The sequence below is a fragment of the Sutcliffiella horikoshii genome, from assembly GCF_002157855.1.
Classification (GTDB): domain Bacteria; phylum Bacillota; class Bacilli; order Bacillales; family Bacillaceae_I; genus Sutcliffiella_A; species Sutcliffiella_A horikoshii_C.
Map to the genome: position 1 here is coordinate 1445759 of NZ_CP020880.1, position 26295 is coordinate 1472053.

Genomic DNA, 26295 nt, shown 5'->3' on the forward strand with positions numbered 1-26295 from the left:
CCCCCCTTTTTATTCGAATGTTGGACCAAAATAATCATTATATAATGCTTCTGCTTCTTCTAATGAAGTGAAAAAGACAAACTCGTCTGATAAGGGATAATACGTATCATAGAGAAAGATAGATAGCTGCCCCTCCTCGAATGGGTTTTCCATAATGCTTGCCTGCTGGATCGAGGCTACGTTCTGTGTGTGCGGATTACGGTAAAAAAGGTATACGACATCACCTTCTTGTAAAGAAGAAGAATGAACTTGTTGGTACGGGTCCATGTTAATCACCTGCTTGTAGTTGTTTCGTTATTTGTAGATTATAGTCCATATAACTCTAACTTTAGTGTTGAATGAATCAGGGAAAATATCCTTGAGAAATAATGTAAAACAATTTGTTTGAATATTGAAACTTTATGAAGGTTTTATTCGTCTAATCTATTAGGGATAATGGAGGTGGTGTTGCAATGAACCATGTGGATTTACGACCAAAAAAAAGATCGAAACTTCGCATTTGGCTGGGAACTCAATTTTACATAGCAAAGAGATGGATAGAGTGGAAAACAGGAAATAAAAGCTATGCATTAGAAACGACAGAGGAAGAATTGCCCTATCAAGTTTTTTTACATAGAACGCCTACCCTTAGAAAGTTAAAGAACGTGGACATGTGGTATCAGCATAATAAAGTTATTAATTTAAAGATTGCTGTTCAGAAACTGAATGGGATTGTGATTCGACCAGGTGAAACTTTTTCCTATTGGAAGCTGATTGGAAAACCGACGAAGAGCAAAGGATATGTAGATGGAATGGTTCTTTTCTATGGTACGTTTAAGCCAGGTTTAGGAGGAGGGTTGTGTCAATTGTCAAACCTTATATATTGGATGACATTACACACACCGCTGACTGTGACAGAGCGATACCGCCACAGTTTTGATGTCTTTCCCGATTCTAGGAGAACGCAACCTTTTGGTAGTGGTGCAACCTGCTCCTATAATTATCTGGACTTACAGGTGAGAAATGATACAGATCAAGCTTTTCAATTAAAAGTGAGAGTGGAAGGAGACCTCTTAGTTGGTGAATGGAAGTCGGCCAATCTTCCAATTGTTAAATACAAGGTATATGAAAAAGACCATAACATCACTTCCGCTTATTGGGGAGGATATTTGCGCCATAACATCATACACCGCAAAGTAATGAATCTTCAGGGAAAAGAGATCGATGACCAATATGTAACAGAAAATCATGCTATTATGATGTATGAGCCTCTTTTGGAGACAACAGAACAAAGCGGCTAATTACGTACATAAGGGTGTGGTGAAATTGATCTCTATTCCAAAAGAAATGAAAGATCAAATGATAGGCAGGATCCAGGCATATTTCGAAGAAGAACGAGACGAAGAAATTGGCGAACTTGGAGCGGACCTGCTGTTGGACATATTTATGAAAGAACTTGGACCGTACTACTATAATCAGGGTATTGCCGATGCAAAGGCTTTGGTAGAAGAACGATGGGGATCCGTTGAAGAGGATATTGAAGCCTTAAAACGTTCTACTGGGGGCGGAAGGTACAGGTAGAGGTAGAGGTTTGGCGAGTTTTCACAAAATTAGATGGTGTGGTTTTACTGAAACAACTTCTTTGGCTGATGGGCCGGAGAGGTTGTTTTTATTTTTGGATTTCTAAGAATGGAGGCGAATATGATTTATCGACATTTTACAATTAAAGGGAATCGCCCGTTTTTTTCTATTTTCGCCCGTAAATCTGAAAAATCGCCCGTAAACTCAAATTTTCGCCCGAAAGTGGTCCGAAATCGCCCGTAAATCTCAAAAGTCGCCCGTAATTTCTCAAAATCGCCCGATACCGTATTTGCTGCATTTTCATTTCTAGCCGTCACCAAGCTTCCCCTCAACCGGTTAGCGTGACTTCGACATTGGTTTCAAAAATCCTTCAGGGGTCTGACCCCCTGAAGGACTTTTTTTCTCCATCCTTCAGAGAGTTCTCAAGTTTTGCTTTGGTGGTTTAGTGGAATGAAATGAGTATAGGTGGTGATGGTGTTGAAGGCGAATGTGTTGGTGATTGGGGGCGGTGTTGGCGGTTTGACGGTTGCGCTGAAGCTTGCGAAGTGTGGTGTTGGTGTAACAGTGGTGGAACAGGTGAAAGGAAGCCCGCACATGTACAAGGGAGAATTAGTGCAGCCGAAGACGCTACAAATTTTCGAGAAAAATGGCATTCTTCCAAAGGTGCTGCAACACGGACATAAAATTAACCATATTGAGTTGATTGAAAAGAAAAAGCTCGATAAAAAAAACAAACAACCAATCCAATCGATGAGTTATAACATACTTCCAAATCCTTATAACTTTGCATTGATGATCCCCCATGAAATCTTAAAAACGATACTACTCGAGGAAGCACAGAAATATCCTTCCTTTAAATATTTACAGCCTGGCCGTTTTATGGGCTTTGAAGGTAACAAGGCTAAGGTGAGAATGGAAAAGGAAGAGGTATTACTAGAAGCAGATTATTACGTTAGTGCAGAAGGGCGAAAATCGAAGGTACGTGAAATGATGGAGGTGCCGAAAAAGGAAAAGAATTATGACCATCATTTTTTGACTGTAACGTTTCCAAGGCCTGAAAGCATGACAGAAGGAAAGATCATCTCTACAGATGATACATTTTTAGGACTTTTCCCTTTGCCGGATAATCTGGTGCGCAGCGTCTATTTAATTCCAAAGGGATCTTATAAACAGATGATAGAAGAAGGGCTAGAATCTTTTTACCAAAAATACTTAGAACTATGCCCGGAACTGGATGGTTTTGTGCAAAGAATAGACTCTTGGAAAAAAATTCAGCTTATGATTCCGGTGCATTATCATGTTTCAAACTATGTGAAAGGCAACATTGCTTTGCTAGGGGATGCTGCACATAGCGTACATCCGATGGCAGGTGAGGGAATGAATTTGGCGATTCAGGACGGAGACGTGCTTGGAGAGCTGCTCTGTTGGATGTACGACAAAGATAAACATTCTCCGGATTATCTATCCTATTATGAAGCTGTAAGAAAACCAAGGGTCCGTCATGTATTGAAATTGAGTCACTTATCCGCTTTGGCTTATTCCCGTCCGCTCAAATCTTTTGTGACATGGAGAAGCAAAGTGATGGATCAGCTGACCAACGATCCCGTTCTTCATATTAAACATATGCTGAACATTTCTGGTTTGGGTATATGGAAGGAATCCATAGTGGACAGGGTCATTCAGTCTGGAGTAGTTCCTAAGAGGAAAGACCACGATGAGCGCAAGATTGACCGCCGCCATCTTTTTACGGAAGAAGAAGATTACCCATGGAAAAATAAGGAGGAAGCATAGGTATGATAAGTGAATATGTGAGACTTTTTAAAGCGAGAGGGTATATGAAGCGAAACTTGCCCTTCCTATATAGTTGGCATGCCTATGTTGGGTATGAATTAGATTTATATGAAGCATTCAAAAAGCCGAAGACCATTATGGAGGTGGCGGAAGAACATGAACTAAAGGAAGACCTATTGAAAAGGTGGGTCGAAGTAGGCGGCGTGATCGGATATTTAAAAAAGAAGTCGAAGGAGCGGTACCAAACGGTGAGAAAATTCATGGTTCCTTCGAGTAAACATAACCCTCGTTCTACCGGGGTGCTTTTAAAAGAGATGATGGAACTTCATATTCCAACCTTGATCAAGTACCCAAAAATGATGAAGACAGAAAAGAAAGAGCAATTTAATCAAAAAGAACATGGAATGGTCGTCGCGCAAACTTCATCCCTTTTAGAACAACTAGCTATTCCAAGGGTGATGAAGGTAATGAAAAAAGCGAAGCCGAATACCGTGGTAGATGTAGGGTGTGGCAGCGGGGGGTATTTGTTAAAGCTTTCACAGAAGTTTCCAAAAGCGCAGATGCTTGGAATTGAGTTGAATGAAGATGTAGCAGAGGAAGCAAGTAAGAACTGTCAAAAGCAAAAACAGGTTGAAATTGTTTGTGAGGATGTTCATAAATGGTCTCCAAAAGATAAGGTGGATTTTGTCATGTTAAACAATATCCTTCATTATATATCTCCTGCTGACCGCACAGAGTTGTTTAAGAAAATCAGTGAGTGGTTGCCGCCTAAAGGGACATTATCCGTGGTTTCACCAATACACAACTCGAAACATGGAGGTCAGTTTTCAAGTGTGTTCAACAGTTTCTTTACCGCGTTTGATAATTTGTACCCGCTCCCGTCCGAAGATGATCTCAAAGACCTGGCAAATGCAACAGAACTGAAATTGGAAAAAATGCAGCCGGTCATTAGAGAAGGCGGCTGGTATCAAATTACTTTTACGAAATTGAAGTGAACCTTGTTAAAGGGCTCAACGTTGGAGGAAATCCAAGTTGAGTCCTATTTTTGTGGTGCAATAATCCTCTATTAGAATAGTTTTCCTTATCCTTCTAATATAAGGAAAAGTCGTAATAATCCCTTAATATACCCGTTATTTACGTAACCTAAATGTTATTCTACTGTTCTTTGAAACTACTAAAACCATGTTATGATTAAAACACTGAGTCAAATACATAGGAGGTATTTAGTATGAAAAAGAGCATGGTTTCTTTGGTAACGGCAGCGGCCCTTGCAGGTACGTTTAGTTTAGGTGCAAATGCCTCTGCTGCAGAAGTTACGGTAAAGAAAGGCGACACGCTTTGGGATATTGCTAAAGCAAACAATATATCAGTAGAAGAAATTAAAGAGTGGAACAGTCTATCAAGTGACATAATTCATCCACAAGAACAATTGAAAGTGGCATTGTCTGAGCGATACAAAATTGAAAAAGGTGACACGTTGTGGGGAATTTCTCAAAACTATGAAGGTGTCTCTTATCAAAAATTAGCAGAATGGAATTCCATTTCAAACCCTGATTTAATTTATGCAGGGGACGAGCTAGTAATTTATGTTGATGGAAATCCAGTTCCTGTAGAAGCTCCTGTTAAGAAAGAAGCACCGGCTGAAGAACCTGTAACAGAGGATCCAGCAGAGGAAGCACCGGCTGAGGAACCTGTAACAGAAGAACCAGCGGAAGAAGCACCGGCTGAGGAACCTGTAACAGAAGAACCAGCAGAGGAAGCACCGGCTGAAGAACCTGTAACAGAAGAACCAGCAGAGGAAGCACCAGATGAAGAACCTGTAACAGAAGAACCAGCAGAAGAAGCACCAGCTGAGGAGCCTGCTGAAGAAGAAACAGCGGCTGATCCAGAAGTAGCGCAAGAATTAACGATGACAGCTACTGCTTACACTGCAAGTTGTGAAGGATGTTCTGGTATCACTGCAACAGGAATCAACCTGTTGGAAAACCCAGATATGAAAGTTATTTCTGTTGACCCAGATGTTATTCCTTTAGGATCTAAAGTTTGGGTTGAAGGTTATGGTGAGGCAATTGCTGGAGATACTGGTGGAGCAATCAAAGGAAACAAGATAGATATCTTCATTCCAGAAAAGCAAGATGCTATTAACTATGGTGTACAAGAAGTTCAAGTGAAAGTTTATAAGTAATAGATTGATAGGGGCTGCTCGATGTCATCGGGTGGCCTCTTTTTCTATGGTTTACTTAGAACGGTTGAATTTCCATTCCAGGCGCTTCGCTTGCCTGCGGGCGGTCCGAGAGCCTCCTCACTCCGTTGCGGGGTCTCACCTGTCCCTTCCTCCCGCGGGCGTCTCGCGCCTTCCACCCCAATCAACTAGTATTGTATTCAAATTTATCTTCCCTCTTAATAGATTTTTAGGTAAAATATGAGAATATTTCCAAATCTCAAACAGGGAGAGGTATTGATTATGATTAGGAGATTGGCAGAGGCGGATCATGAAAGATGTTTTGATTTTTTAAGTGAACAACCTGCAGAAAATCTGTTTATTATTGGAGACATCGAGGCTTATGGGTATGAAAAAGACTTTCAGAGGCTTTGGGGAGAATTTAATGAAGAAGGGGAACTTATAGCGGTTCTTCTTAATTATGAAGAAAATTTTATTCCTTATGCTAAAGATGCCTTTGATGCTGAAGGTTTTGCGAATATCATGTTGAATGATCCGAAATTTACTATGATGTCAGGTTTAAAGGACGTGACAGCAAGGATTGAACCCTTTGTAATGCACCGGTTAAAGAGGAAAAGACAGACCTATTATGCGAAGTGTATCGCCTTATCACATGAGCTAGTAGCTACTGTTGATACTTCAAAGGTCCTTCAGGCGATTCCAGAGGATGCTGACAGACTTGTCCAATTATTAAAATCAGTTCCGGAGTTCAGTGATTCCATCATTACCGTGGAAAGAAAGAAACGTGTGTTAGCGGAAGGGGTTTCTCGCTCCTTCTTCGTGGAGGAAGAAGGGATGATGGTTTCCACTGCCTCGACTACGGCAGAAAATACGGTATCAGCGATGGTAGTGGGTGTGGCAACTCTTGAGAATTTTAAAAAGAAAGGATACGCTACTCAATGCATGGTCAAATTGTGCGATCAACTTCTTCAAGAAGGAAAAGAGCTGTGTTTGTTTTATGACAATCCGAGTGCGGGAGTAATCTATAAGCGGATAGGTTTTCAGGATATAGGATTTTGGATGATGTATTCTTTTCATAAACAAGAGCAAGAGTAGGAACTCCCAACTTTTATTTAACGTTTTACCCAGTCGCTTTAGTGGAATAAGGTAATAGGAAACTTATCACGTAAACGAGGCGATTGAATGAATTTAAAAGAGGAAGCGCGCTATTGGAAGGAACAGATTGATTTTAGTAAGGTATGGGCGCCTGGCCTGCTTATCCTTGCGGGGATAGTTCTCATGATTTCCGCCACGGCTTTGTTCCTTGAACTGGCAGAGGATGTATGGGAACAGGAGAAGTTTACATTCGACCATGTCATCATGGATTATTTTCAATCTCTAGAAAGCGGAACATTAACTAACGTTCTAAGGTTGTTAACGGAAACTGGTTCCGTCTGGTGGATAACCGCTGCGAGCATAATTACGGTGTTATTCCTTTGGTTGAAAAAAAGAGATGTACTCGGCGTGGTGTTTTTCATTCTTTCCATCGGCGGTGGGGGATTATTTATCTTTGGCTTGAAGTACTTTTTTCAGCGCGAACGGCCTACAATGGCTCCGGAATACGACGGGAATGGATATAGTTTCCCGAGCGGGCATGCGTTGGGGAGTTTTATCTTATACGGTTTCATCATATATCTGATTGCCCGAGAAAAACGCTTCTTTAAAATGAGAATGCTTGCAATTGGACTGTTGGCCACCCTTGTCATCTTAGTAGGTGTTAGCAGGGTCTATCTTCAAGTGCATTATCCAAGTGACATATTGGCAGGTTATGCAGTCGGGTTGATCTGGCTGATATGCTGCATATTTTCAATGGAAATGATGAAGGTTTATCGGGACAAAGATAAGCGGGCTCATCTCTCCAATCTTATTTATCGTAGAAAATGAAAATAGAACGGTCCCAATTGGGCCGTTCTATTTCATTTGCGCCTCTACTTCTTTATTAAACTTATTTTTAACCTCTTCCAAATCAGACGTTTCATATTTCTCTATCAACACATGTTGGAGTTTTTCCATCACCATAGTTTGCTCGTATAAGTCTCTATCATAATCATGGTTTAATTCTACAAGGGTCATATCTAATGCTTCTGCATAAGCTTTATGCTGGGGAACATCACTCTGATCTGGTCCTTCTGCTATCCAATTATCAAGTTCTTCTTCTGTAACGGTCACATTGTATTTATTTTCTGCTACAGACATAAATGTTTCGTAATACTTTAAATTGTACTCTGCCTTCTCCAAGGCCTCCTCTTTGGTGAGGTCTCTTTTATTCATTAGCCTCTCATCACCTATTGCGCGGATGACCCATTTTTCCAACTTTTTGTCTTCTATTTCCATTTTCTTTGTGCGATCTACGATAAATTCCATAATGAATTTATATTCTTCATATGAAAGCTCACTTCCTGCAAACAATCCGTCTAATGGGCCTGCCTCAATTGCATCATTTGTCTCTTTTTGTTCCTGACATGCTGTTAACAAAGTTAGAGTGCAGACGATAATAAAGATAATACGTTTTTTATTCATCATTTCTCACCTATGGCTTTTTCTTTTATCCTACCAATAAACGGAGAAGAGGGCAAAGCAAAGGGTTAGATAGAGCAAGACAGATCGGGAGTGAGTACTTTGTTAAAATTCATCTCTACTTTTATGCTGGTAGCCATTATTGGTGTTATTGGTTATCATTTTTATGATTATGTCGATGGGGGTTCCTTATTTTCTTCCACGACACTTGCAAGTGTGCAGGAAATAGAGCATCAAGAATTTGAAGATGCGGTTCTATATCAGGGAAACAGAGAAGTCAGCACTTTAGAAGTCTTAGCAGAACAACATAAATATTTAAATGACGTAACTGGTTGGGGAGGGGCGGACACTGTCGATCTCCGAAACTTGAAAACATCTGACGATTGGAAAGAACTGAAAGCTGCTGTCAATTGGATGAAAACAGAAGGCTTTGCCCCATCTAAGGTATGGAATGACATGGAAAATGCCAATGGGCTTATTATGCTTGTGGAAAGAAATGATGACAGAATGGCGTTGAAATACTTACACCGGATTTTTCATGATTTGGATGTTTCCCTCAATGAAGTAACAGAAGAAGAAGGCGAAACAAATATCTGGGGTGTAACCCATGCACTCGGCAACAACAGAGAAATCAGAAGAATAAATAATTACCTGAAAAAGAACTTTTAAGCGGATATCAATTCCGCTTATTTTTTTGCAGAAAATTTAAATAATTTGCTGAAACTTAAAGGGAATTTGTCCGTATCTGTAGAAATAGTAAGTGTTGTGAAAGGAGAGAAGGAGGAATCCGTGGTGAAAATCACAGAATTTATGGGCAATAAAGTATGCACACTGATGATGGAGTCAGAAGGACATAAAGTGAAGATTGAATTTATGTATTCCGAAATGCATCCAGAAATTCTTGACTACAGTTTCCGAATTAATGGTAATCCTTCCTTGCAAACTAGAAATGTTGTTAATGATCTTGCGGAGAAGAAAATGCAGGATTTATTTTATCAATTAACTCAAAATGTTCTTTAGGTGACTCTAATAGTAGAGTCTCTTTTTTTTGGAACGCCGCTGTTGATTTCCGCAAACGGCTTCGCTTTCCGCGGGACGGTGCTTGAGCCTCCTCACTTCGTTGCGGGGTCTCAACCTACCGTTACTCCCCCGCTGGAGTCTTCGCCTTTTGCTCCAATCAACAGCTATATATCACTCTTTATTTTGAACTAAAAGTAATAATAAATCATTGTCCCACTTAACTGAATAATGAGATAATGTAATGGAGATGCAAAGGGGGATTTGTGATGACGATTACAGTGGATATGATTAATAGATGGGATGAAGAGGATGGTTTAAAAAAGTATCGGGATGAGTTTTACATAAAAGAAGGTTCCATCTACATGGATGGAAATTCGCTAGGGCTTTTATCTAAAAGGGCAGAGTCATCCCTTCTAAGCTTATTGGATTCCTGGAAAAACCATGGCATAGATGGTTGGACGAGCGGGGAGGAGCCATGGTTTTATTTTGCGGAAAAACTTGGAGAATTGAGCGCTCCGCTTGTTGGTGCGAAAAAGGAAGAAGTGATGGTCACGGGTTCTACAACGGGGAACCTTCATCAATTGCTTGCAACTTTTTACGATCCAAAAGAAAAACGAACCAAAATTGTAGCGGATGAGTTGAACTTTCCCTCTGATATTTATGCGGTTCAAAGTATTTTGAAACTAAAAGGTTTTAATCCGGATGAGCAGCTTATTAGAGTGAAGAGCAGGGATGGCCATACTATTTGTGAAGAGGATATCATCAACGAGCTAAATGAAGAGGTGGCCATTCTAATCTTGCCAACCGTCCTATATCGCAGCGGTCAGTTGTTTGATATCGAAAAGATTACAAAGGCAGCTCATGAAAAGGGAGTCATCGTTGGGTGGGATGGATGCCACTCTGTTGGTGCCATTCCGCACAGATTCCACCAATGGGAAGTGGACTTTGCCTATTGGTGCAATTATAAGTACTTAAATGCCGGTCCAGGTGGAGTGGGAGCATTATTTGTCCATGAAAAACACTTTGATAAAACACCTGGGTTAACAGGGTGGTTTGGATCTGACAAGCAAAAGCAATTTGATATGGAACATACGTTTACACCTGCTACTACAAGCGGAGCCTATCAGATTGGGACACCCCATATTTTCAGCATGGCCCCGCTGCTTGGTTCATTAAAGATGTTTGAAGAAATTGGGATGAAGAAAATCAGGGACAAATCACTCCATCAAACTAGAGTGATGATGGAACTAATCGAGCAAGAGTTATCTGGATACGGATTTAAAATGACCAATCCATTGGAGGATGTTTGCCGTGGAGGTCATGTGAGTTTAGAACATCCAGAAGCTGCACGAATTTGTAAATCATTGAAGGAGCTTGGAGTGGTTCCGGATTTCCGTAAGCCGAATATCATCAGGCTAGCTCCTGTTGCTCTGTATTCTACTTATAAAGATTTGTATGAGACCGTACAAATTCTGCGAAATATTATGAATGAAAAACATTATGAAAAATACTCCAATGAACGGGAAGTAGTTGCTTAAGGAGGCAAGGCGATGAGAATGTATGATATTTCAAGGCCACTTAGTGAGGATACACCAACTTGGCCGGGGGATACTCCGTTTCACTATCAGGTTAACTGGTCCAAGCAGCATACAGGATCGGTTAATGTCGGCAGCATAAAAATGAGTGTGCATACAGCCACTCATGTAGATGCACCATATCATTTTGATGACAAGGGAAAGCGGTTGGATGAATTGGACCTTTCTGTTTTCAAGGGGCCTGCAGTCGTTGTGGATGTGAGGGGGCATCATAAAATTGAAAGGAAGCATGTAGAAGAGGTTATAGGTCAACATCATGCAAAACGAATTCTCTTTAGAACGGATGCATGGGAAAAAGAAGGCGAGTTTCCTGAACAAATTCCAACATTATCCTTAGGAGTAGTGGAATTGTTGAGAGATATGGAGGTGCCTCTAATTGGTGTGGACCTTCCCAGTGTAGATGTTTTGGATAGTAAAGAGTTAAACATCCATCATAGTTTACACCAAGCTAATATTTGTATTTTAGAAGGAATTGATTTACGGGATATACAAGAGGGAGAGTACGAGCTGATTGCCCTGCCTTTGAAGATCAAGGGTGCAGACGGATGTCCAGTGAGAGCAGTACTTATAGAAAATGTTTGATAGAAATTTGCTTTCCATTCTTGGTTTTCATACAATAGACATTAATCTATTATGGTGAGGTACAAAGATGAAAAAATGGCAAAAAACCAGTTTAGTTACCTTAGGGATAGTTGTTGGTGTAGCGGCTGCAGCCTGTCTCTTCTTAATTGCAACACCTTATAAATTAATGAATGAAGAAAGTATGGAATCAACAGATGAAGTAATGGTAAAAGAAAATAGTGGTTGGATATCCTTCTTTCCAACTGAAGAGAATGAGGAAGCCGGTATCATCTTTTATCCTGGTGGAAGAGTGGAAGCTGCCGCATATGCTCCATTAGGCAAGATGTTGGCAGAAGAAGGGGTTCCATTTATAATCGCGAAGATGCCTTTGCATCTTGCTGTGTTAAATCCAGATAAAGCGGACAAGATCATTGAGAAGTATGATGATCGGGAATGGGTGATCGCTGGTCACTCTCTCGGCGGGGCAATGGCAGCCAACTATGTGAAAAATAACCCTGATAAGGTCACAGGTCTGATACTGATGGCAGCATATCCTGCAGAAGATGATGATCTAACATCATTCAAAGGTGATGTCATTACTTTTGAAGCCCAGCTTGATGGTGTTATTGATGAGGAAAAATTAACAAAAGCTGATTCCCGTCTGCCATCACAGATGTACACCTTCATCATTCAAGGGGGAAATCATTCGCAGTTCGGCAACTACGGTCTCCAAAAAGGAGATAATGAAGCAAGCATCTCCAAAGAAGAACAGTGGGAACGGATCGTACAAGGAGTAGTGAGGAGCTTTTAAAGCCCCTCACTATTTTTCTATATTAAAGAAGAATATAGTACTGTTGATTTCCGTTCCACGCGCTTCGCTTGCCTGCGGGCTCAAGCATGGTCCCGCGGAAAGCGAAGCCATTTGCGGAAAGGAACAGCGGCAATTTCCCACTACTTAATGTTTTATGCACTACGCAACTAGTTGATAATCCCTGTGCCTGTAATCTCCACAGTCACATTGGGAACAATTTCAATTGTTGGATACACTTCCCGCCATTTAATATCCTTCCATGTTTTATTGTGATGTGCCTTAATATGCTGTCCTATTTTCAATACATCACTATTGGCATCTTGAATGATTTGTATCACTTCTTCAGACTGATTGGTTAAATATTGCGCTGCTTTTTCTTCGAGTTCCTTTACCTTTTGTTTGTCTACTACATGATTCTTCGGATACTCTGCAATAGTACCAGTTACTTTTAAATCTATCGCTACTTGTATATCGGTTGGAGAGTTTACAGTTGTATTTATTTTGCTTTTTGCTTTAGAGATACTTAAAGTCATATAACGATTCTGTGGATTTTCCTCTTCTGGATGTACCATCATATTTACTTGCGCAACTTTCGCTTTTCTATTTCCGAGTATAAGTAAGGTAGTAGATTGTTTGGCATCCAGGGTAACCCCGGTATAAGTTCTGTCGCTGATCAATCCCATTCCGACCACGTCAATATCATTCGTTTCAATCTTTTTAATAACAGGCAGGGAGAAGTCTGCACTTGGATCAAACATGGTAGGGCAAACAGTTTGGACGGTTTCATTTAAAATGATGGTATTATCCTCTGCTGTCACCAATAGATCTGAAATAGCTTCTGTTAATAACGTTTCTTTGATTGTTTTCATGTGAATGATGTCTTCTGCTTTTCCTTCCACGATGGCAAGCTTTGCACCAAGGGGAGCTTTGGGATCCCGATATAAAATATCAAGAATGGAATAGATATCTCTTTGGGCAAGTTCTTCCCCCATTAAATACACCCTCATTTTACTTGGTGAAAACTCTCCAGGAGTCCGTCTATTTAAACTTAGTCGCGTGTCCCTTAATGTGATTCCCTTGCCTTCTAATACTGCCACAGTTGCTTGCCCTGGTTGTCCCCCCACACTTAACTTTTCAGATTCCCGGATGGCAATATGAGAAATGATTTCATCTCCTTCCCCTGCGTCAAACGCGACTGTAAACACTAATTTCAAGTCTTTTAATAGTCGCTGATCCCAGCAACCTGTCAAAAGTACCAGCGTTAATAATACACAAACTATATTCCAAAGGTTACGACGACTCATGATTTTTCCCCCTCTGCCATTGTTTCTTACCCAAGGCAACCATTAAGAACAAAACTGGAAGCAAGAAGACGAAAATAAACACAATATATTGAAATATATTATTTATATCTTCTATTAAAAATTTATTTTGTAAGAAAAAACCTGAAATGAAAATTGGCAGCACAATTACCGGTACAAATGGAGCGTGGGATTGTCTATGAAACAGTTCCTTTAAACCCTTGCTTGCTTGATACAAGTAAATGATGAAAGAGTTCGTCATTGGAATTACCCAGATGGACAAGAAAATAAGATCAAGCCTTTCAATCACCTCAAATGAAATAGCCTTTAACATATAGAGCACAGGTTCCGGGACAAGTGTCATCTCTTCAGGGCTGAAAATGATTAAACTCGTAAAAACAAGAAAACTATATATGAACACCGTTGTTATATTAGCAAAGGTAAGTGTTTTGGCTGTTTTTTGTTTGGTTTTAATCATAGGGTAAATTAATAAAATTAGTTCAAAGCCTGTCAGAGCGATTAATACATCCTTAATGGCGAAAAATATATTCTTTAATCCACTCTGACCTATAGGTAAAATGTACGCTATATTTGCATCCCGATAGACGGTTGCTACAAGCAGGATGAAGAACACAACAACTCCGGTAGATAATCCAAAAAATCGAGCGATGATTAAAATATTGTCTGTTGCCAAATAAACAGCAACAATAATGATTAATAAATAGATGATCCAAAAAGGGGTCAAGGGAAGAATCCACTTGTTAATCAATCCTGTTTGTAGAACAGCAACAAGGCCAGCAATCGCTGTGAAATATACGGTGTAAGAGAAAATAAGGAGACTACCTACATACTTCCCGAACAGATGTCGTAATAATTGAAAAAAGTTCTTCTCAGGAAAGCACCTGGATAGTGCTAAAGAAATCATCATCCAGAGTTGAATGACAAAACCTGCCAACAGCGTTGAAATCCAACCATCCCCTTTTGCTGTGCTATGGACAGCAAAAGGTAAGGAAAGTATGCCAACCCCGATTTGGGCCTGGATGATAAGAAAAAACAATTGACCTTGACTGATGCTGACTGCACTGCCCTTTTGCATAGAAAAACTCCTTATTATACCTTCTTTTTGTTCTTTACTGGCATGGTATCAATTGGTCTCTGCTTTAAAAATGGTAGTGGAACCCTTATTAATGTGTCTTTCATTTCTGACCATCTTAATGTAGAGAATGGTGCAAAATAAGGCGTGCCAAAGGACTCAAGCTTACAAAGGTGAATAAGCAGGAACATAAAAAAGAAACTCATTCCAATTAATCCAAACATGGCAGCCATAATCATAAAAGGAAAACCCAATAAACGAATGGAAGAGCCCATTTCCGTTATTGGCACGATAAAGGAGGAAATGGCTGTAATGGCAACAACAATAATCATCGTGTTGGATACAAGATTTGCCTCTACTACCGCCGTCCCGATAACCAAGCCTCCAACAACCCCGATTGTTTGGGCAATCCTGCTGGGCAGCCTGATCGATGCTTCCCTTAAAATCTCTAAGGTAATTTGCATGCCTAGTGCCTCGATAAGCGGAGGGTACGGAACGTTCTCCAAGGAAGATTTGATAGAGAATACGATTTCCGTCGGCAAAATTTCAAAATGAAAGGATACTATGGCTATGTATAATGCAGGGAGAGCAATTGATATCAAAAATCCCAAAATCCTGAGAAAACGAATAAAGGAACCAAAATACCACCTGCTATTGTAATCATCAGGTGATTGATAAAAGGTAAAAAAAGTGGTTGGAGCAATTAATGCACCAGGGCTGCTCTCCGTCATGATGGCTACCCTTCCATCCATTAAATTGGCAACAGTACGGTCGGCTCTTTCGGTGCTGAGCATGGTGGGGAAAATGGAAGAGTTTTCGCTTACAAATTCCTCAATATAGCCTGGTGACAAAATATAATCGATATTAATTTCTAAAAGTTTTTGTTCTAATAGTGCCACTGTTTTTTTATTGGCGATATGATCAAGGTAGATTAAGGCAACCTTTGTATGAGAATCATTGCCGATGGAAAAGTATTTTACCTTCAAGTTAGAATTGTGGATGCGTTTTCTAATTAAAGAAATATTAGTAGACAGAGATTCAACAAATCCATCATGTGCTCCACGAATAATGCCTTCCGTCTCAGGTTCTTTCACTTTCCTATCATTTGAAAAGGGTACGTTAAATACATATGCAAGGTCTGAATCCTTGCTAAGAACAATACAACTTCCTTCAAGCAGGCTTTGTGTAATTTCTTTCATACTATTTGTTTCTTTTACTAGTGGAAGAGGTTGTTTTTCATCCTTGTAGCTGATTCTACTTTCTTTAAGGGGTTCTAAAATTCTTTCTTGAACGAGCTTCTTATCTATGATTGTTTCAATATAAACGATATAAGCTTCCTCATCTTGGAGATGGAGATACTCCATGATAAAATCCTCAGAATGGACGAACCTCTCTCTTAAATGAAGAAGGTTTTCTTCGAGCTTTGTGGTTAATGTCAGCGGATCGTTTTTCGTCATGGAATTCTTCACCACCTTAAAAAAATCTTTCCATTTACTATATTTTCCTATGACGGTGTAGTAATTATGCATAGTTGAAGAAGTTCTTTTGTTATACTTAAGGGAAAATGAGATTTCAGGGGTTATATGATGAAGAAATTGTTGGTATCAGTTAGAAAACTTGTAGAATTTGTCATGATGGGCGGAAGCATTGACTCGCGATTTACAGGCTCCAATGTTATGCAAGAGGGCACAAGGACCCATCAACGATTGCAAGCCAGCAGAGGCGATAATTATGAAAAGGAAGTATATCTTTCCATTCAAATACAAATAGATGACTTTGAGCTGCATATAGAAGGAAGATGTGATGGAGTCTATCGAAATGAAAAGCAAGTCATCATAGAGGAAATAAAAACAACAGCAAGGGACTTGAACTCCGTCACGGAAGAAGATTATAAAACATACTGGGCACAGTTGAAAATGTATGCCTATATTTATTGCCTGAAAAATGGACTGGATCATATAACGGTTCACATGGTATATGCAAAAAGGGAGAACGAGGACGAAAAGACTTTTGAAAAGCATTATGAGTTAAGGGAACTGACTATGTTTGTCGAGGAGATCGCAAAAGAATATCTTAGTTTCCAAAAGCAATTATGGAAGTTGAAGCAAGCAAGGACGGAGAGCATTTCCAAACTTAAATTTCCGTATGATACCTATCGAACCGGTCAAAGAGACCTGGCAAAGGCCGTCTATAAAACGATACGCGAAGAAAAGAGAGTATTTGCAAAAGCCGCAACAGGAATCGGTAAAACCATTGCAACTATTTTTCCATCGGTCATCTCCTTGCAGGAGGGAAAACAAGAGAAAATAATGTATCTGACAGCTAAAACAGTCACAAAAATGGTGGCAGAAGATTCATTTAGGCTACTTATTGAAAATGGGTTAGAGATTAAAGTTGTTACAGTCACTGCAAAGGAAAAAATCTGTTTTCAAGAAGAGACCATTTGTCAGAAAGAATTCTGTCCTTTTGCAGATGGTTATTATGACCGGCTGAAAGAAGGTATTAAAGATATTCTTGATAACGAGCGGTTGATGGATAGAAAGATCATTGAGTTATATGCAAAGAAACATCAGCTCTGTCCATTTGAGTTTTCGCTTGACCTTGCGATGTTTGCCGATGTAGTGATTTGTGACTATAACTATTTTTTCGATCCAAAAGTGCGGCTTCAACGGTGGGGAGATTTTCATAAGGAGGCGATCCTATTAATTGATGAAGCCCATAATCTAGTCGACCGATCTCGGGAGATGTTATCTGCTTCCTTGTCAAAATCAGTTTTCTTACAGGTTTCTAGAGAAATAAAGGGACTGGATCGAGAGTTGTACTTGAAGCTCAAAGCGGTCAATGACACAATGTTGAAATGGAAGAAGGAGTTGCTGAAGACAAACGAGTTTGTGTTTGATGACAAGCCTCCACTACTAATTGAAGTGCTCGAGGAAGCTGTGGAAGCGTGTGAACAGTGGTTATTAAGGAATCCTTCAGGCATGGCACATCAAGAAATATTGGAAGCGTATTTTGCAGGACAAGATTTCTTAAGAATAGCTAAAGTCTATAACAATCGTTACAAAACCATCGTGACAATCTATAAGAGTGAAGTGACGGTTAAGCTTGCTTGTATGGACTCTTCTGCGGCAATTATGGACTCAACAAGCAAGGCGGTTGCCACAGTGTTCTTCTCAGCAACTCTTCATCCGCTAGGCTACTTCCAAACTGTTTTGGGCGGGGAGGAGCATGATTATTATATATCGATTAATACACCATTTCACCAAGACCAGATTAAGGTTTATGCCAAAAACATCTCTACAAAGTATCAAGATAGGCAGAACTCCATTCAACCAATTGCAGAGGCAATCAGGGAGGTGTTTCATTCCGAAAAGGGGAATTTTCTCGTGTTTTTTCCTTCTTATGAGTATTTATCTTTGGTTTTTGAAGCGTATGAGAAGTTCGCTGTGGAGGACTCCATTGAAACACTTGTACAGCAGCCTGTCATGACAGAAACAGAACGCGAACTGTTTCTAGATAGATTCAATCCGGACAGGAAAGGGACCTTTATAGCATTTGCGGTGCTTGGAGGAATTTTCTCTGAAGGAATCGACTTGAAAGGGGACCGTTTAAACGGTGTTGGAATTATTGGGGTAGGCTTGCCCAGACTGTCTCTTGAAAGAAATGTAATGAAGGAGCATTTTCAAAAGCAAGGGCAGAACGGATTTGATTTTGCCTATGTTTATCCAGGTATGAATAAGGTGCAGCAAGCAGGAGGACGGTTAATTCGAAGTGAACAAGATACTGGTTTCCTTCTCCTAGTAGATGATCGTTATTTCTACCCTAAATATCGAGAGCTTCTTCCACCTGAGTGGCAAAATTTCAAAAGGAAATAATCTTAAAGAATAATTTACATTAGCTTTATCCTGTATCAATATTTTTTGGGTATATTCTAAGTAATTAGGATAATAAACCAAAACCTTACCTTTTAAACTGTAGCCTATGAAAGGGAAGTGAATAATAATGAGCAGGAAACTTCATCAAGCGTTAGAGAAGCAGCGTGAGTATTATATAAACAAACTTCTTCTAATTGGTGTGTATGATTCACTGGTGTTAGATGGGATGACAACAACTGAGTTGAAGACAGAGTACAATTATTTCTTTTATGATGTACCAAGTAAAAAAGTCAGCACAATAAAGAAGGCATAACCCTAAACGTATGGGTTATGCCTTTTCGCCTCTTAGGCTGTATTGTTTTGTTTGTTCTTTTTCTTCTTGAGATTCGATATGGAGCGTTCTTGTCGGGAAGGCTACGATTACGTCTTCTTCCTCCAAGATTTCCATGATTTTAAAATTGATGTTCTCTTTTACTTCTAAATATTCGCCCCACATGACGGATTTGGTAAAGAAATAAAGGAAAATATCCAGGCTGCTGGCTCCAAAACTATCAAATCGGACTAGAATGGTTTCTTGGTCAACCGCATCATGGTTGCGCAACATATTTTCAATTCTTCGAACCACTCTTTCTAAACTGGTGCGGCTTGTATCGTATTGGACGCCAAGTTTAAAGGTGACTTGACGTTTCCCCATTTTGGACCAGTTTGTGATAGGTTCATTTGATAGAGTGGCATTAGGGACGGTAACTACAGCTTGAGCAAAAGTTCTCACTTGTGTGCTGCGGAATGAAATATCCTCTACGACTCCTTCTACACTTGGTGTCTTGATCCAATCTCCCATTGTAAAAGGCTTTTCCGTTACAATGATGAATCCACCTAATAAGTTTTTAATAGACTCTTGTGCGGCTAATGCAAAGGCAAGTCCGCCAAGACCCAGACCAGCTACAATCGCGCCAACATCATATTCCCATACTTCTAGCACAATACTGAATACTAATGCGAGAAGGATAAATCGCAATACCTTCGTTACAAACGGCATAACGATTTTGTCTACTTCAAATTCTAATCTAGTGGAAAGGTTTGTAAATAGATTAGAAGAATACGGGATGAAATTGAATATCCCCCAACCAAATAAGGCAATAATGGAAGAGCGCATGAGTTTAGTTAATGTTGCTGCTTCCATTATTGTAAATGGGGCTGTTTTCAAGGCAAAGAATATACCGAGTATCACAAAGAACATTCTTACAGGTTTATCAAAGGCTAGTACAATATAAGTGAAAAGATCTGTAGGTGTTTTTTTGGAAACGGCTAATATTCCTTTAAAAAAATACTTAGTAAACAGTTTTCTCCATAAAAGGAACAACAGGAGGATAAGTAGAGAAACTCCCATATCTATCCAGAAATTCATGTCCGTCCAATAGTCGGCAGTCCAGACATTGGTGAACCAATCAATTGTTTTATTCACAGCACAAACCTCCTTAGGGTGGGTGCTTCCATTATTTAAAGGACCCTATCATAAATCACTATATTACTACGAAGTATGGCAGATTTCAACGACTAGCCTAAGTGCGGGAATGATCAGAATAATTAATATTCTTATAGAATTACAAGTTGAATAGTGGTAGTATTTTACTATATTGAAAGTGTTTCGGATTTCGTTGGATTACTGGAGGAGGAAAACATGGGGGTAGTTTGGAACATAACAAAGTCATTTCTGTTCTTTTTATTTATTGCAGTTTTACTAATCTTGGCAGTCTTATTCCCTAGGCAGCCTGATATTGATGTGCAAGGAAGGGCTCAAACATTGGAATACGGATATGAATTTTCCTGGGCGGCATATCACCATAATATATCTTTATTCCTTAAAGATGTAAAAGATAATAATACATTAGGTATGACCAGGTATAATAAACCAGCTGAAGAGGAACTATGGCCACATTTAGGTAGAAGTCTGAAAGTAATAGTAGCCGCATGTGCTATTACCATTATTTTTGGAATACTAAAAGGGATTTTCGACTTTTATGATCGTAATAACGGGTGGAATGTTTTTGGTAAAGGGTTAACGTGGCTCATCCAATCTATACCCGATTTCTTTTTAATCCTCTGCTTGCAGTGGGTCATTATATTCCATTTACCTTTTATTAAATTATTTGGCCACTCCCATTGGTTTAGTTTTTTGATAGCAGGGGTGTTGGTTGCATTGTATCCTATGCTTTATGTTGCAAGAATCACATCAGCTACGCTTGGTAACGAAAAAGGGAAACCATATATTCAAGTAGCCCGATCAAAAGGTTTATCCAAAGAAAAAGTGTTATGGAAGCACATGCTTAAAAATAGTCTCTATCCCATCATGTCAAACCTTCCCGCGGTTATGCTTTACTTATTGTCCAATCTTTTAATCGTGGAATGGTTTTTGGATTACAGGGGCGCGGCCTATAGAATGTTTCAAGCACTCGATGTCAAAAGCTCTTTATCGGGGAGTATGCGTTATGTGAATGAATCTGGGCTTATTATCGGCTTCGGTTTAAGCTTTATGGTTATTGTATTTGCCGCGCAAGTCCTTTCCATTCTATTTATGAAGAAACTTGAACCAAGGTAGGTGAAGTGAAACAATGAAACGTAATTGGACGTTGATTTTAGGAAGCAGCTTTTTCATTATTTTGGTCTTAATAACATTAATAGGACCTTACCTTCCTTTTATTGATAATGTGCTAGAATCAAAGCGCATTATTTTCACGGACTCTGGAGTGTTAACAGCGCCATATGAGCCTTCACGAGATTTTCTTTTAGGTTCGGATAAAGAGGGAAGGGATCTATTAAGCATCATAGTGGTCGGAGCGAGGGAAACTCTTGGGTTAATTTTGGCCGTTGCAGCATTACGCTACGCAATCGCCATCCTATTGGCGGTCTTGTCGGTAAATAAAAAAGGCCCTTTCCATTGGATCCTTCAAGGATGGAACCAAATATTTTCTGCGTTGCCGGTCATATTTTCTGCCATTATCCTTTTGAGCTTACCTATCATCTTTTTCCATGAACACCGATTCTTCTGGGCTATCGCCATTTTGGCAGCGATTGAAGTGGGAAGGGTCGGAACAATCTTACAAAGTCATTTCCATATGATCAAAAAGACACCTTATGTAGAAGCGGGTATTACTGTCGGCGTCTCTCCGCTCACACTTTTCATCACGTATTATTTGCCTAATGCTTTGCCTGACTTAGTGGTTCAGTTTTTCCTTGATATGGGCAGGATTGCACTGCTGATTGGACAGCTTGGTATTTTTAGTATTTTTATTACGCAGCAGTTTGTGCAATTGAATTACGGCTCAGGAATTATTGAGAATACAAGTTTGAACTGGGCGACGATGCTTGGTCAGGCGAGAGGGGATTTGTTGCGTGCGTTCTGGATTCCATTTTTTCCTGCCCTGGCGCTTGCCTTCACTGTTCTCACGTTCAATGTATTGGGAGAAGGCCTCCGCAAGCACTTCCACCGATTAGAAGCATAATAATAAGATTTCTATCTGTTGATTGGAGCAAAATACGAAGACTCCTCGAAAATGGTACGCATTTTCTTCGTGCGATGTATTGCTGCCGAAGCCTTCCTTGTCCTGTGGGGGAGTAGCGACAATGTTGAGACCCCGCAGTGAAACGAGGAGGCTCAAGGTCGCCCCGCGGAAAGCGAAGCAGTTTTGCGGAAATCAACAGCGGTGTCTTTTAAATTACTTAGCTTGTCGAAAGTTCTCGACAGGCTTTTTTTTATTCTTTAAAATAGGGAAAGTGTGCATTTACCATTGTTAGGAGTTAAATTATGAATAAAACAGACATCTATAAATTCATTCCGGGAATATTACTTATCCTGATTATTTCAATAGCAGCCAAACTACTCGGCGGATTATTCCCATCAATCGGTGCAGTACTATTCGCCTTATTAATCGGAATCATTATCCGGAACAGTTTCGAACTTAATGAAAAATATAATATAGGAATAGTGATGGTCGTGAAAAAATGGCTTAAGGTAGCGATTATCCTTTTAGGGGCAACCTTAAGTTTTGGCAGTATCCTTGATATTGGCGCTCAATCCATCCTCGTAATCCTTTTAGTAGTAACCGGAGGGATAGCAGTCACATTATTAGTAGGTAAACTGATGAAAATAGATAAAATGTTAGCATTATTGATTGGTGTAGGGACCAGCATTTGCGGGGCAACAGCTATTTCGGTGGTTAAAGGTGTGGTGAAAGCTAAAGAATCAATCGTTGCGTATGCCATTTCTACTATTTTCTTCTTTAATATTTTGGCAACGTTCCTTTATCCTGTTCTTGGGCAGTGGCTTCAACTATCTGTTTCGCAAATGGGAATATGGGCAGGTACATCGATTCATGATACCTCTTCTGTTGTAGCGGTAGGGTACTTGCTTGGAGATGAGGTAGGGGAAGTTGCGACAACAGTGAAGCTAGTTCGTACCCTGTTTATCCTTCCTCTAGTACTCGCCATTTCCTTTATTATGGTTCGCAGAAATGACAGTGCGCAAAGTTTGAAAGGGGCCTTTCCGGTTTTTATCCTTGGCTTTTTATTCATGAGTGGAATGTATTCAACTGGTATGATCTCGGAAGCAATGAGCGGATATTTGGGGTCTATTGCGAAATTCCTTATTGTCATGGTCATGGCCGGCGTTGGTCTTCAGGTTAGGTGGAAGAGTATTCACAGTTTAGGAATGAAACCATTTCTCGCCGGTTTTATTGCTTCTGTATTTGTTGGAGTCACCAGTTTACTGTTCATCCTGTATATTTTGTAAACCCTATTATGAAATTGCATCCCGTTTATCAAGATAATCTGCGGTCTGTTCCATCAGTTTAGTTCTTAATGAAGCCAAGTAGAATGGAGAAAGCATGGATGTAATATCCTGCCAGGACTCAAGTGTTGGACGGAAAACAATCAGTTTAGAAACATGCAATGTTTGTTTGCCTAAAAACAATCGGTATCTGCGGCTGTCTTCAGGTTCGGTTTCATCTAGAAACTCAATAATGATGCTGTCTTCTAATTCAATGATGGGATGGACAACGGCAAAGGCTTGCACGACAATCACCTTTTCCTTTTTTAGTGTCCATCCTTGCCATTATTTCCTGCTGTTATACATCTTGTTTACTTTGTCAGTGTTCATGAGCTTTGTGCAACCCTTTTAAAGAAGAGAGCACGTTTTCAAATGGTTGGGTTGTTTTACTTGTTGTGTATTCAGAAAAAGGATCACCAAGCCTTTTTAACCTCTCCTGTACAGAGAAAAGTGTAAATTCTTCTGGCCATAAATCTTCTTTCACTTCCTTCCAAAATAAAGGTGTGGCGACTGTTGGCACATCATTTCCTCTTAATGAATAAGGAGCGATAATTGTTTTGCCTTCGGCGTGCTGCACATAATCCACATACACTCTATTTCCTCTATGTTTTTTTAAACGTTCCACTGTAAAGAGAGCAGGTTCTTTTGAAACTAAATAATGCGCAATGAACCCAGTGAACTCCCTTGTTTCTCGATAGGTGAATTGTCCTTCCGGTAGGGGGATATACACTTGAAGCCCTTTTCTTCCCGACGTTTTAATAAAAGAGTGAAGGCCAAGCTGATCAAAAATTTCCTTCATCATCAATGCACCTGTTATAGCGATGGAAAAGTGCTCTTTTGATGGAGGGTCCAGATCAAAGACAATTTCACTTGGGTCAGTTGAATAAATAGTTTGAAAAGGTATATGAAATTCTAATGCAAGCTGATTACCGAGCCAAATTAAGGTTTCCATATTGTTGCATAAAATAGAGTTAATATCTTGATCAACATGTTTCTCCACAAAGGAAGGGGCATAATCAGGACAATTCTTCTGATAAAAACTTTCTCCAGCCATACCATGGGGAAAACGAATGACGGTGATGGCTCGGTCTTTTAAAAACGGAAGCATGTAAGGAGAGCAATGAGACAGAAAATCGATAAAAGCCTGTTTTGTCACCAATGGTTCTTCCCAAAGCGGTTTGTCTGGGTTGGTGATGGCAACAGAAGCAGGGAGAGGTGGCTTTGTTAAGTTCCGCGCGGTACACTCTTTTACATCTATATCAAAGCGGAATCGCTTAAACTCAGGATGTCTAAGCTGACTCTGATATACTTCAAGATAAAATATCTCTACGCAGATCCCTGGGTTTACAAAAACAAATTTTTCGTCCTCATTGTCACTGTTTTGCTTGATGACTGCAATCAATGCAGCTCTCTCTTCAGATGTAAGACCATGTGAAAATAGTCCAATGTCCACCACTGATTCCCCTTTGAATACACCAATATGGAAATAACCATTATCCTTTTGGTAAGCAGTGATGAAACATGTTACCGTTTTATAGTTTTTTACTTTAATCCAGTCTGTTGAGCGCTTGCCTTTGCTATATGTACTTTTGATCTTTTTAGCAATTAACCCTTCGCCATTTTGCAGTTTGATTTGTTTCCATAGTTCATCAGAGTCGGTGGAAAAAGGAACATACTGAAGTCTTGAACTGCTTTTTTCAACAGGAGAAAGTGGTAAACCAATATGTTCAAAAAGCTGTAAGAGTCTCTTTTTTCGATCGGAAAATTTTGCTGATATTAATGCTTCTCCTCTTACTTCCAGCAAATCAAAGGCTAAAAGTGTAGCAGGGTGCTCTTTAGAAAGCGCGTTGATTTTTTCCTTCGTTTTCGTTCTTCCCCGTTTTTGTATTAATTGAAAATTTCCTTTTAGCGGGGAAGATAAAACAACAAGTTCACAGTCTAATGTTATCGGAAGCATTTGTTTCCAAGCATCGTTAAGGGTTAATTCACTTAAGAAACGGACAGTTTCAGGGAATGTGGAGGAAAGTTCCGTTCCGCCTCTGCTTTGGAGAGTAATGTGGTTGATGTCCAAGGATGCAATGCATCGAAATCCATCATATTTGACTTCATATACCCAATCATTCCCCTGCGGTGGATTTCGGTGGAGGGTGGGAAGCATCGGTTTAATCATCCATATTAACTCCTTTCCTAATAAGTCTTAGTCAAGTCTTAGTCAAAAGAAAACATCTAACCAATCAGCTAGATGCTTTCTTTTTTCTTGTTGTCCGCTTTTTTGGCTTGGTACTGGATGTATTCTTTTCAGTAGCGTCTGCCTTTGTCTCTGTATTTTTCTTAACGGTTTTCCCACCCTGATCTTTTGTTCGCTCAATACTTGCTTGTAATGCGCTCATTAAATCCACAACATTCGATTTATCTGAATCAGTTGGAGTGGTGGTTCCTTCCTCTTTATTAATTTTTTCTTGGACCAGTCTTAGAACGGCTTCCCTGTAATCATCATGGTATTTTTCAGGATCAAATTCTGTAGTCAATTGATCAATTAAGGTAATGGCTGTATCCAGCTCTTTTTTATCCACTTTTTTTCTTTCTGGTACGCTTGGTACATCGCCAACATTCCGGACTTCGTCGGGATAATGCACCGTTTCCATCACAAGGCAATCCTTATAAACACGGACGATGGCAAGTTGCTGTTTGGAACGAATTGTGATTTCAGCCACACCGATCTTTTTGGAATCCTCTAATGCCTCGCGTAACAAAGAATAGGCCTTACTCCCATTCTCCCCAGGTCCTAAAAAGTAGGAGCGGTTAAAGTAGATGGGGTCGATATCTTCGAGCTTTACAAAATCAATGATTTTTACACTTTTGTCTTCATGTTCTTCTTTCAACTGTTTCAGTTCTTCATCAGATAAAATGACATATTTACCTTTCACATACTCATAGCCTTTTACTAAGTCTTCTTGTTCCACTTCTTTTTCACAGTTTGGACAGACTTTCTCGTATTTAATGGGGCTGTGGCATTCCTTATGCAATGTTCTTAGCTTAATGTCTTTGTCTTCTGTTGCAGAATACATTTTTATCGGGATATTGACCAACCCGAAGCTGATGGAACCTTTCCACATTGTGTGCAT

At 39.8% G+C, this 26295-nt stretch carries 26 protein-coding genes; 17 read left to right on the forward strand and 9 right to left on the reverse strand.

The annotated features are described in order from the left end of the window. Positions 1-9: 9 nt before the first annotated feature. Positions 10-267: a transcriptional regulator SplA domain-containing protein gene (locus B4U37_RS07550; protein WP_088017737.1), complete on the reverse strand. Its 258-nt coding sequence runs from the start codon at positions 265-267 to the stop codon at positions 10-12. 185 nt (positions 268-452) lie between these two features. On the opposite strand from B4U37_RS07550, the gene B4U37_RS07555 reads away from it, so the two are divergent. From B4U37_RS07555 to B4U37_RS07590, 7 genes are all read left to right on the forward strand, one after another. Continuing rightward, positions 453-1280, forward strand: coding sequence for a VanW family protein (locus B4U37_RS07555; protein WP_088017738.1), 828 nt, complete (start codon positions 453-455; stop codon positions 1278-1280). Between the two features lie 16 nt (positions 1281-1296). After that, positions 1297-1560, forward strand: a complete 264-nt coding sequence (locus B4U37_RS07560; protein WP_245840070.1) for a DUF2164 domain-containing protein — start codon at positions 1297-1299, stop codon at positions 1558-1560. A gap of 471 nt (positions 1561-2031) precedes the next feature. Beyond that, complete coding sequence (locus B4U37_RS07570; protein WP_245840087.1) at positions 2032-3351, forward strand: FAD-dependent oxidoreductase; 1320 nt, start codon at positions 2032-2034, stop codon at positions 3349-3351. 2 nt (positions 3352-3353) lie between these two features. After that, complete coding sequence (locus B4U37_RS07575; protein WP_088017741.1) at positions 3354-4346, forward strand: class I SAM-dependent methyltransferase; 993 nt, start codon at positions 3354-3356, stop codon at positions 4344-4346. A gap of 233 nt (positions 4347-4579) precedes the next feature. Next, a complete protein-coding gene (locus tag B4U37_RS07580) occupies positions 4580-5536 on the forward strand; it encodes a 3D domain-containing protein (protein ID WP_088017742.1) in 957 nt (318 codons plus the stop codon). Positions 5537-5815: 279 nt separating this feature from the next. Then, positions 5816-6628, forward strand: a complete 813-nt coding sequence (locus B4U37_RS07585) for a GNAT family N-acetyltransferase (protein WP_088017743.1) — start codon at positions 5816-5818, stop codon at positions 6626-6628. Positions 6629-6715: 87 nt separating this feature from the next. Continuing rightward, a complete protein-coding gene (locus B4U37_RS07590; RefSeq protein WP_088017744.1) occupies positions 6716-7456 on the forward strand; it encodes a phosphatase PAP2 family protein in 741 nt (246 codons plus the stop codon). Positions 7457-7483: 27 nt separating this feature from the next. Here B4U37_RS07590 and B4U37_RS07595 read toward each other — a convergent pair whose 3' ends face one another. After that, on the reverse strand, positions 7484-8095 hold the full coding sequence (locus B4U37_RS07595; RefSeq protein ID WP_157663745.1) for a hypothetical protein: 612 nt from the start codon (positions 8093-8095) through the stop codon (positions 7484-7486). Positions 8096-8191: 96 nt separating this feature from the next. Between B4U37_RS07595 and B4U37_RS07600 the strand changes: the two genes are divergently transcribed. The 5 genes from B4U37_RS07600 (at position 8192) to B4U37_RS07620 (ending at position 12076) form a co-directional block, all read left to right on the forward strand. Next, complete coding sequence (locus B4U37_RS07600; protein ID WP_088017746.1) at positions 8192-8758, forward strand: hypothetical protein; 567 nt, start codon at positions 8192-8194, stop codon at positions 8756-8758. 123 nt (positions 8759-8881) lie between these two features. Next, positions 8882-9109 (forward strand): hypothetical protein, encoded by a 228-nt coding sequence (locus tag B4U37_RS07605; protein ID WP_010192293.1) that lies wholly within the window; start codon positions 8882-8884, stop codon positions 9107-9109. A gap of 266 nt (positions 9110-9375) precedes the next feature. Continuing rightward, positions 9376-10647, forward strand: a complete 1272-nt coding sequence (kynU, locus tag B4U37_RS07610; RefSeq protein WP_088017747.1) for a kynureninase — start codon at positions 9376-9378, stop codon at positions 10645-10647. Positions 10648-10659: 12 nt separating this feature from the next. Further along, positions 10660-11286 (forward strand): arylformamidase, encoded by a 627-nt coding sequence (gene kynB, locus B4U37_RS07615; protein ID WP_088017748.1) that lies wholly within the window; start codon positions 10660-10662, stop codon positions 11284-11286. Positions 11287-11353: 67 nt separating this feature from the next. Then, entirely contained in the window at positions 11354-12076 is a 723-nt protein-coding gene (locus tag B4U37_RS07620) for an alpha/beta fold hydrolase (RefSeq protein ID WP_088017749.1), read from the forward strand. A 167-nt stretch (positions 12077-12243) separates the two neighbouring features. Here B4U37_RS07620 and B4U37_RS07625 read toward each other — a convergent pair whose 3' ends face one another. Genes B4U37_RS07625 through B4U37_RS07635 form a run of 3 tightly spaced genes read right to left on the reverse strand, consistent with a single transcriptional unit; the run spans position 12244 to position 15927 of the window. Next, entirely contained in the window at positions 12244-13380 is a 1137-nt protein-coding gene (locus B4U37_RS07625) for a Ger(x)C family spore germination protein (protein ID WP_088017750.1), read from the reverse strand. After that, positions 13367-14473 (reverse strand): GerAB/ArcD/ProY family transporter, encoded by a 1107-nt coding sequence (locus B4U37_RS07630; RefSeq protein ID WP_088017751.1) that lies wholly within the window; start codon positions 14471-14473, stop codon positions 13367-13369. Before B4U37_RS07630 ends, B4U37_RS07625 begins: the two co-directional genes overlap by 14 nt. A 14-nt stretch (positions 14474-14487) precedes the next feature. Further along, positions 14488-15927, reverse strand: coding sequence for a spore germination protein (locus tag B4U37_RS07635; RefSeq protein WP_157663746.1), 1440 nt, complete (start codon positions 15925-15927; stop codon positions 14488-14490). Positions 15928-16053: 126 nt separating this feature from the next. Here B4U37_RS07635 and B4U37_RS07640 point away from each other — a divergent pair, with 126 nt between their 5' ends. Further along, complete coding sequence (locus B4U37_RS07640) at positions 16054-18345, forward strand: ATP-dependent DNA helicase (protein ID WP_088017753.1); 2292 nt, start codon at positions 16054-16056, stop codon at positions 18343-18345. 127 nt (positions 18346-18472) lie between these two features. Continuing rightward, positions 18473-18658 (forward strand): hypothetical protein, encoded by a 186-nt coding sequence (locus tag B4U37_RS07645; RefSeq protein WP_010192302.1) that lies wholly within the window; start codon positions 18473-18475, stop codon positions 18656-18658. 15 nt (positions 18659-18673) lie between these two features. Here B4U37_RS07645 and B4U37_RS07650 read toward each other — a convergent pair whose 3' ends face one another. Further along, positions 18674-19810, reverse strand: a complete 1137-nt coding sequence (locus tag B4U37_RS07650; RefSeq protein WP_198317094.1) for a mechanosensitive ion channel family protein — start codon at positions 19808-19810, stop codon at positions 18674-18676. Between the two features lie 216 nt (positions 19811-20026). On the opposite strand from B4U37_RS07650, the gene B4U37_RS07655 reads away from it, so the two are divergent. The 3 genes from B4U37_RS07655 to B4U37_RS07665 all read left to right on the forward strand — a co-directional run bounded on the left by B4U37_RS07655 (position 20027) and on the right by B4U37_RS07665 (position 23134). Further along, positions 20027-20944, forward strand: a complete 918-nt coding sequence (locus B4U37_RS07655) for an ABC transporter permease subunit (RefSeq protein WP_088017754.1) — start codon at positions 20027-20029, stop codon at positions 20942-20944. Between the two features lie 13 nt (positions 20945-20957). Next, the gene (locus tag B4U37_RS07660; RefSeq protein WP_088017755.1) at positions 20958-21848 is read left to right on the forward strand and encodes an ABC transporter permease; all 891 of its coding nucleotides are present in this window, start codon (positions 20958-20960) and stop codon (positions 21846-21848) included. Positions 21849-22150: 302 nt separating this feature from the next. Next, entirely contained in the window at positions 22151-23134 is a 984-nt protein-coding gene (locus B4U37_RS07665; protein WP_088017756.1) for a YeiH family protein, read from the forward strand. A 6-nt stretch (positions 23135-23140) separates the two neighbouring features. Here B4U37_RS07665 and B4U37_RS07670 read toward each other — a convergent pair whose 3' ends face one another. The 3 genes from B4U37_RS07670 to ku all read right to left on the reverse strand — a co-directional run bounded on the left by B4U37_RS07670 (position 23141) and on the right by ku (position 26295). Further along, positions 23141-23425, reverse strand: coding sequence for a hypothetical protein (locus B4U37_RS07670; protein ID WP_010192310.1), 285 nt, complete (start codon positions 23423-23425; stop codon positions 23141-23143). A gap of 64 nt (positions 23426-23489) precedes the next feature. Further along, complete coding sequence (locus tag B4U37_RS07675; RefSeq protein ID WP_088017757.1) at positions 23490-25340, reverse strand: DNA ligase D; 1851 nt, start codon at positions 25338-25340, stop codon at positions 23490-23492. A 64-nt stretch (positions 25341-25404) separates the two neighbouring features. Further along, the gene (gene ku, locus B4U37_RS07680; protein ID WP_088017758.1) at positions 25405-26295 is read right to left on the reverse strand and encodes a non-homologous end joining protein Ku; all 891 of its coding nucleotides are present in this window, start codon (positions 26293-26295) and stop codon (positions 25405-25407) included.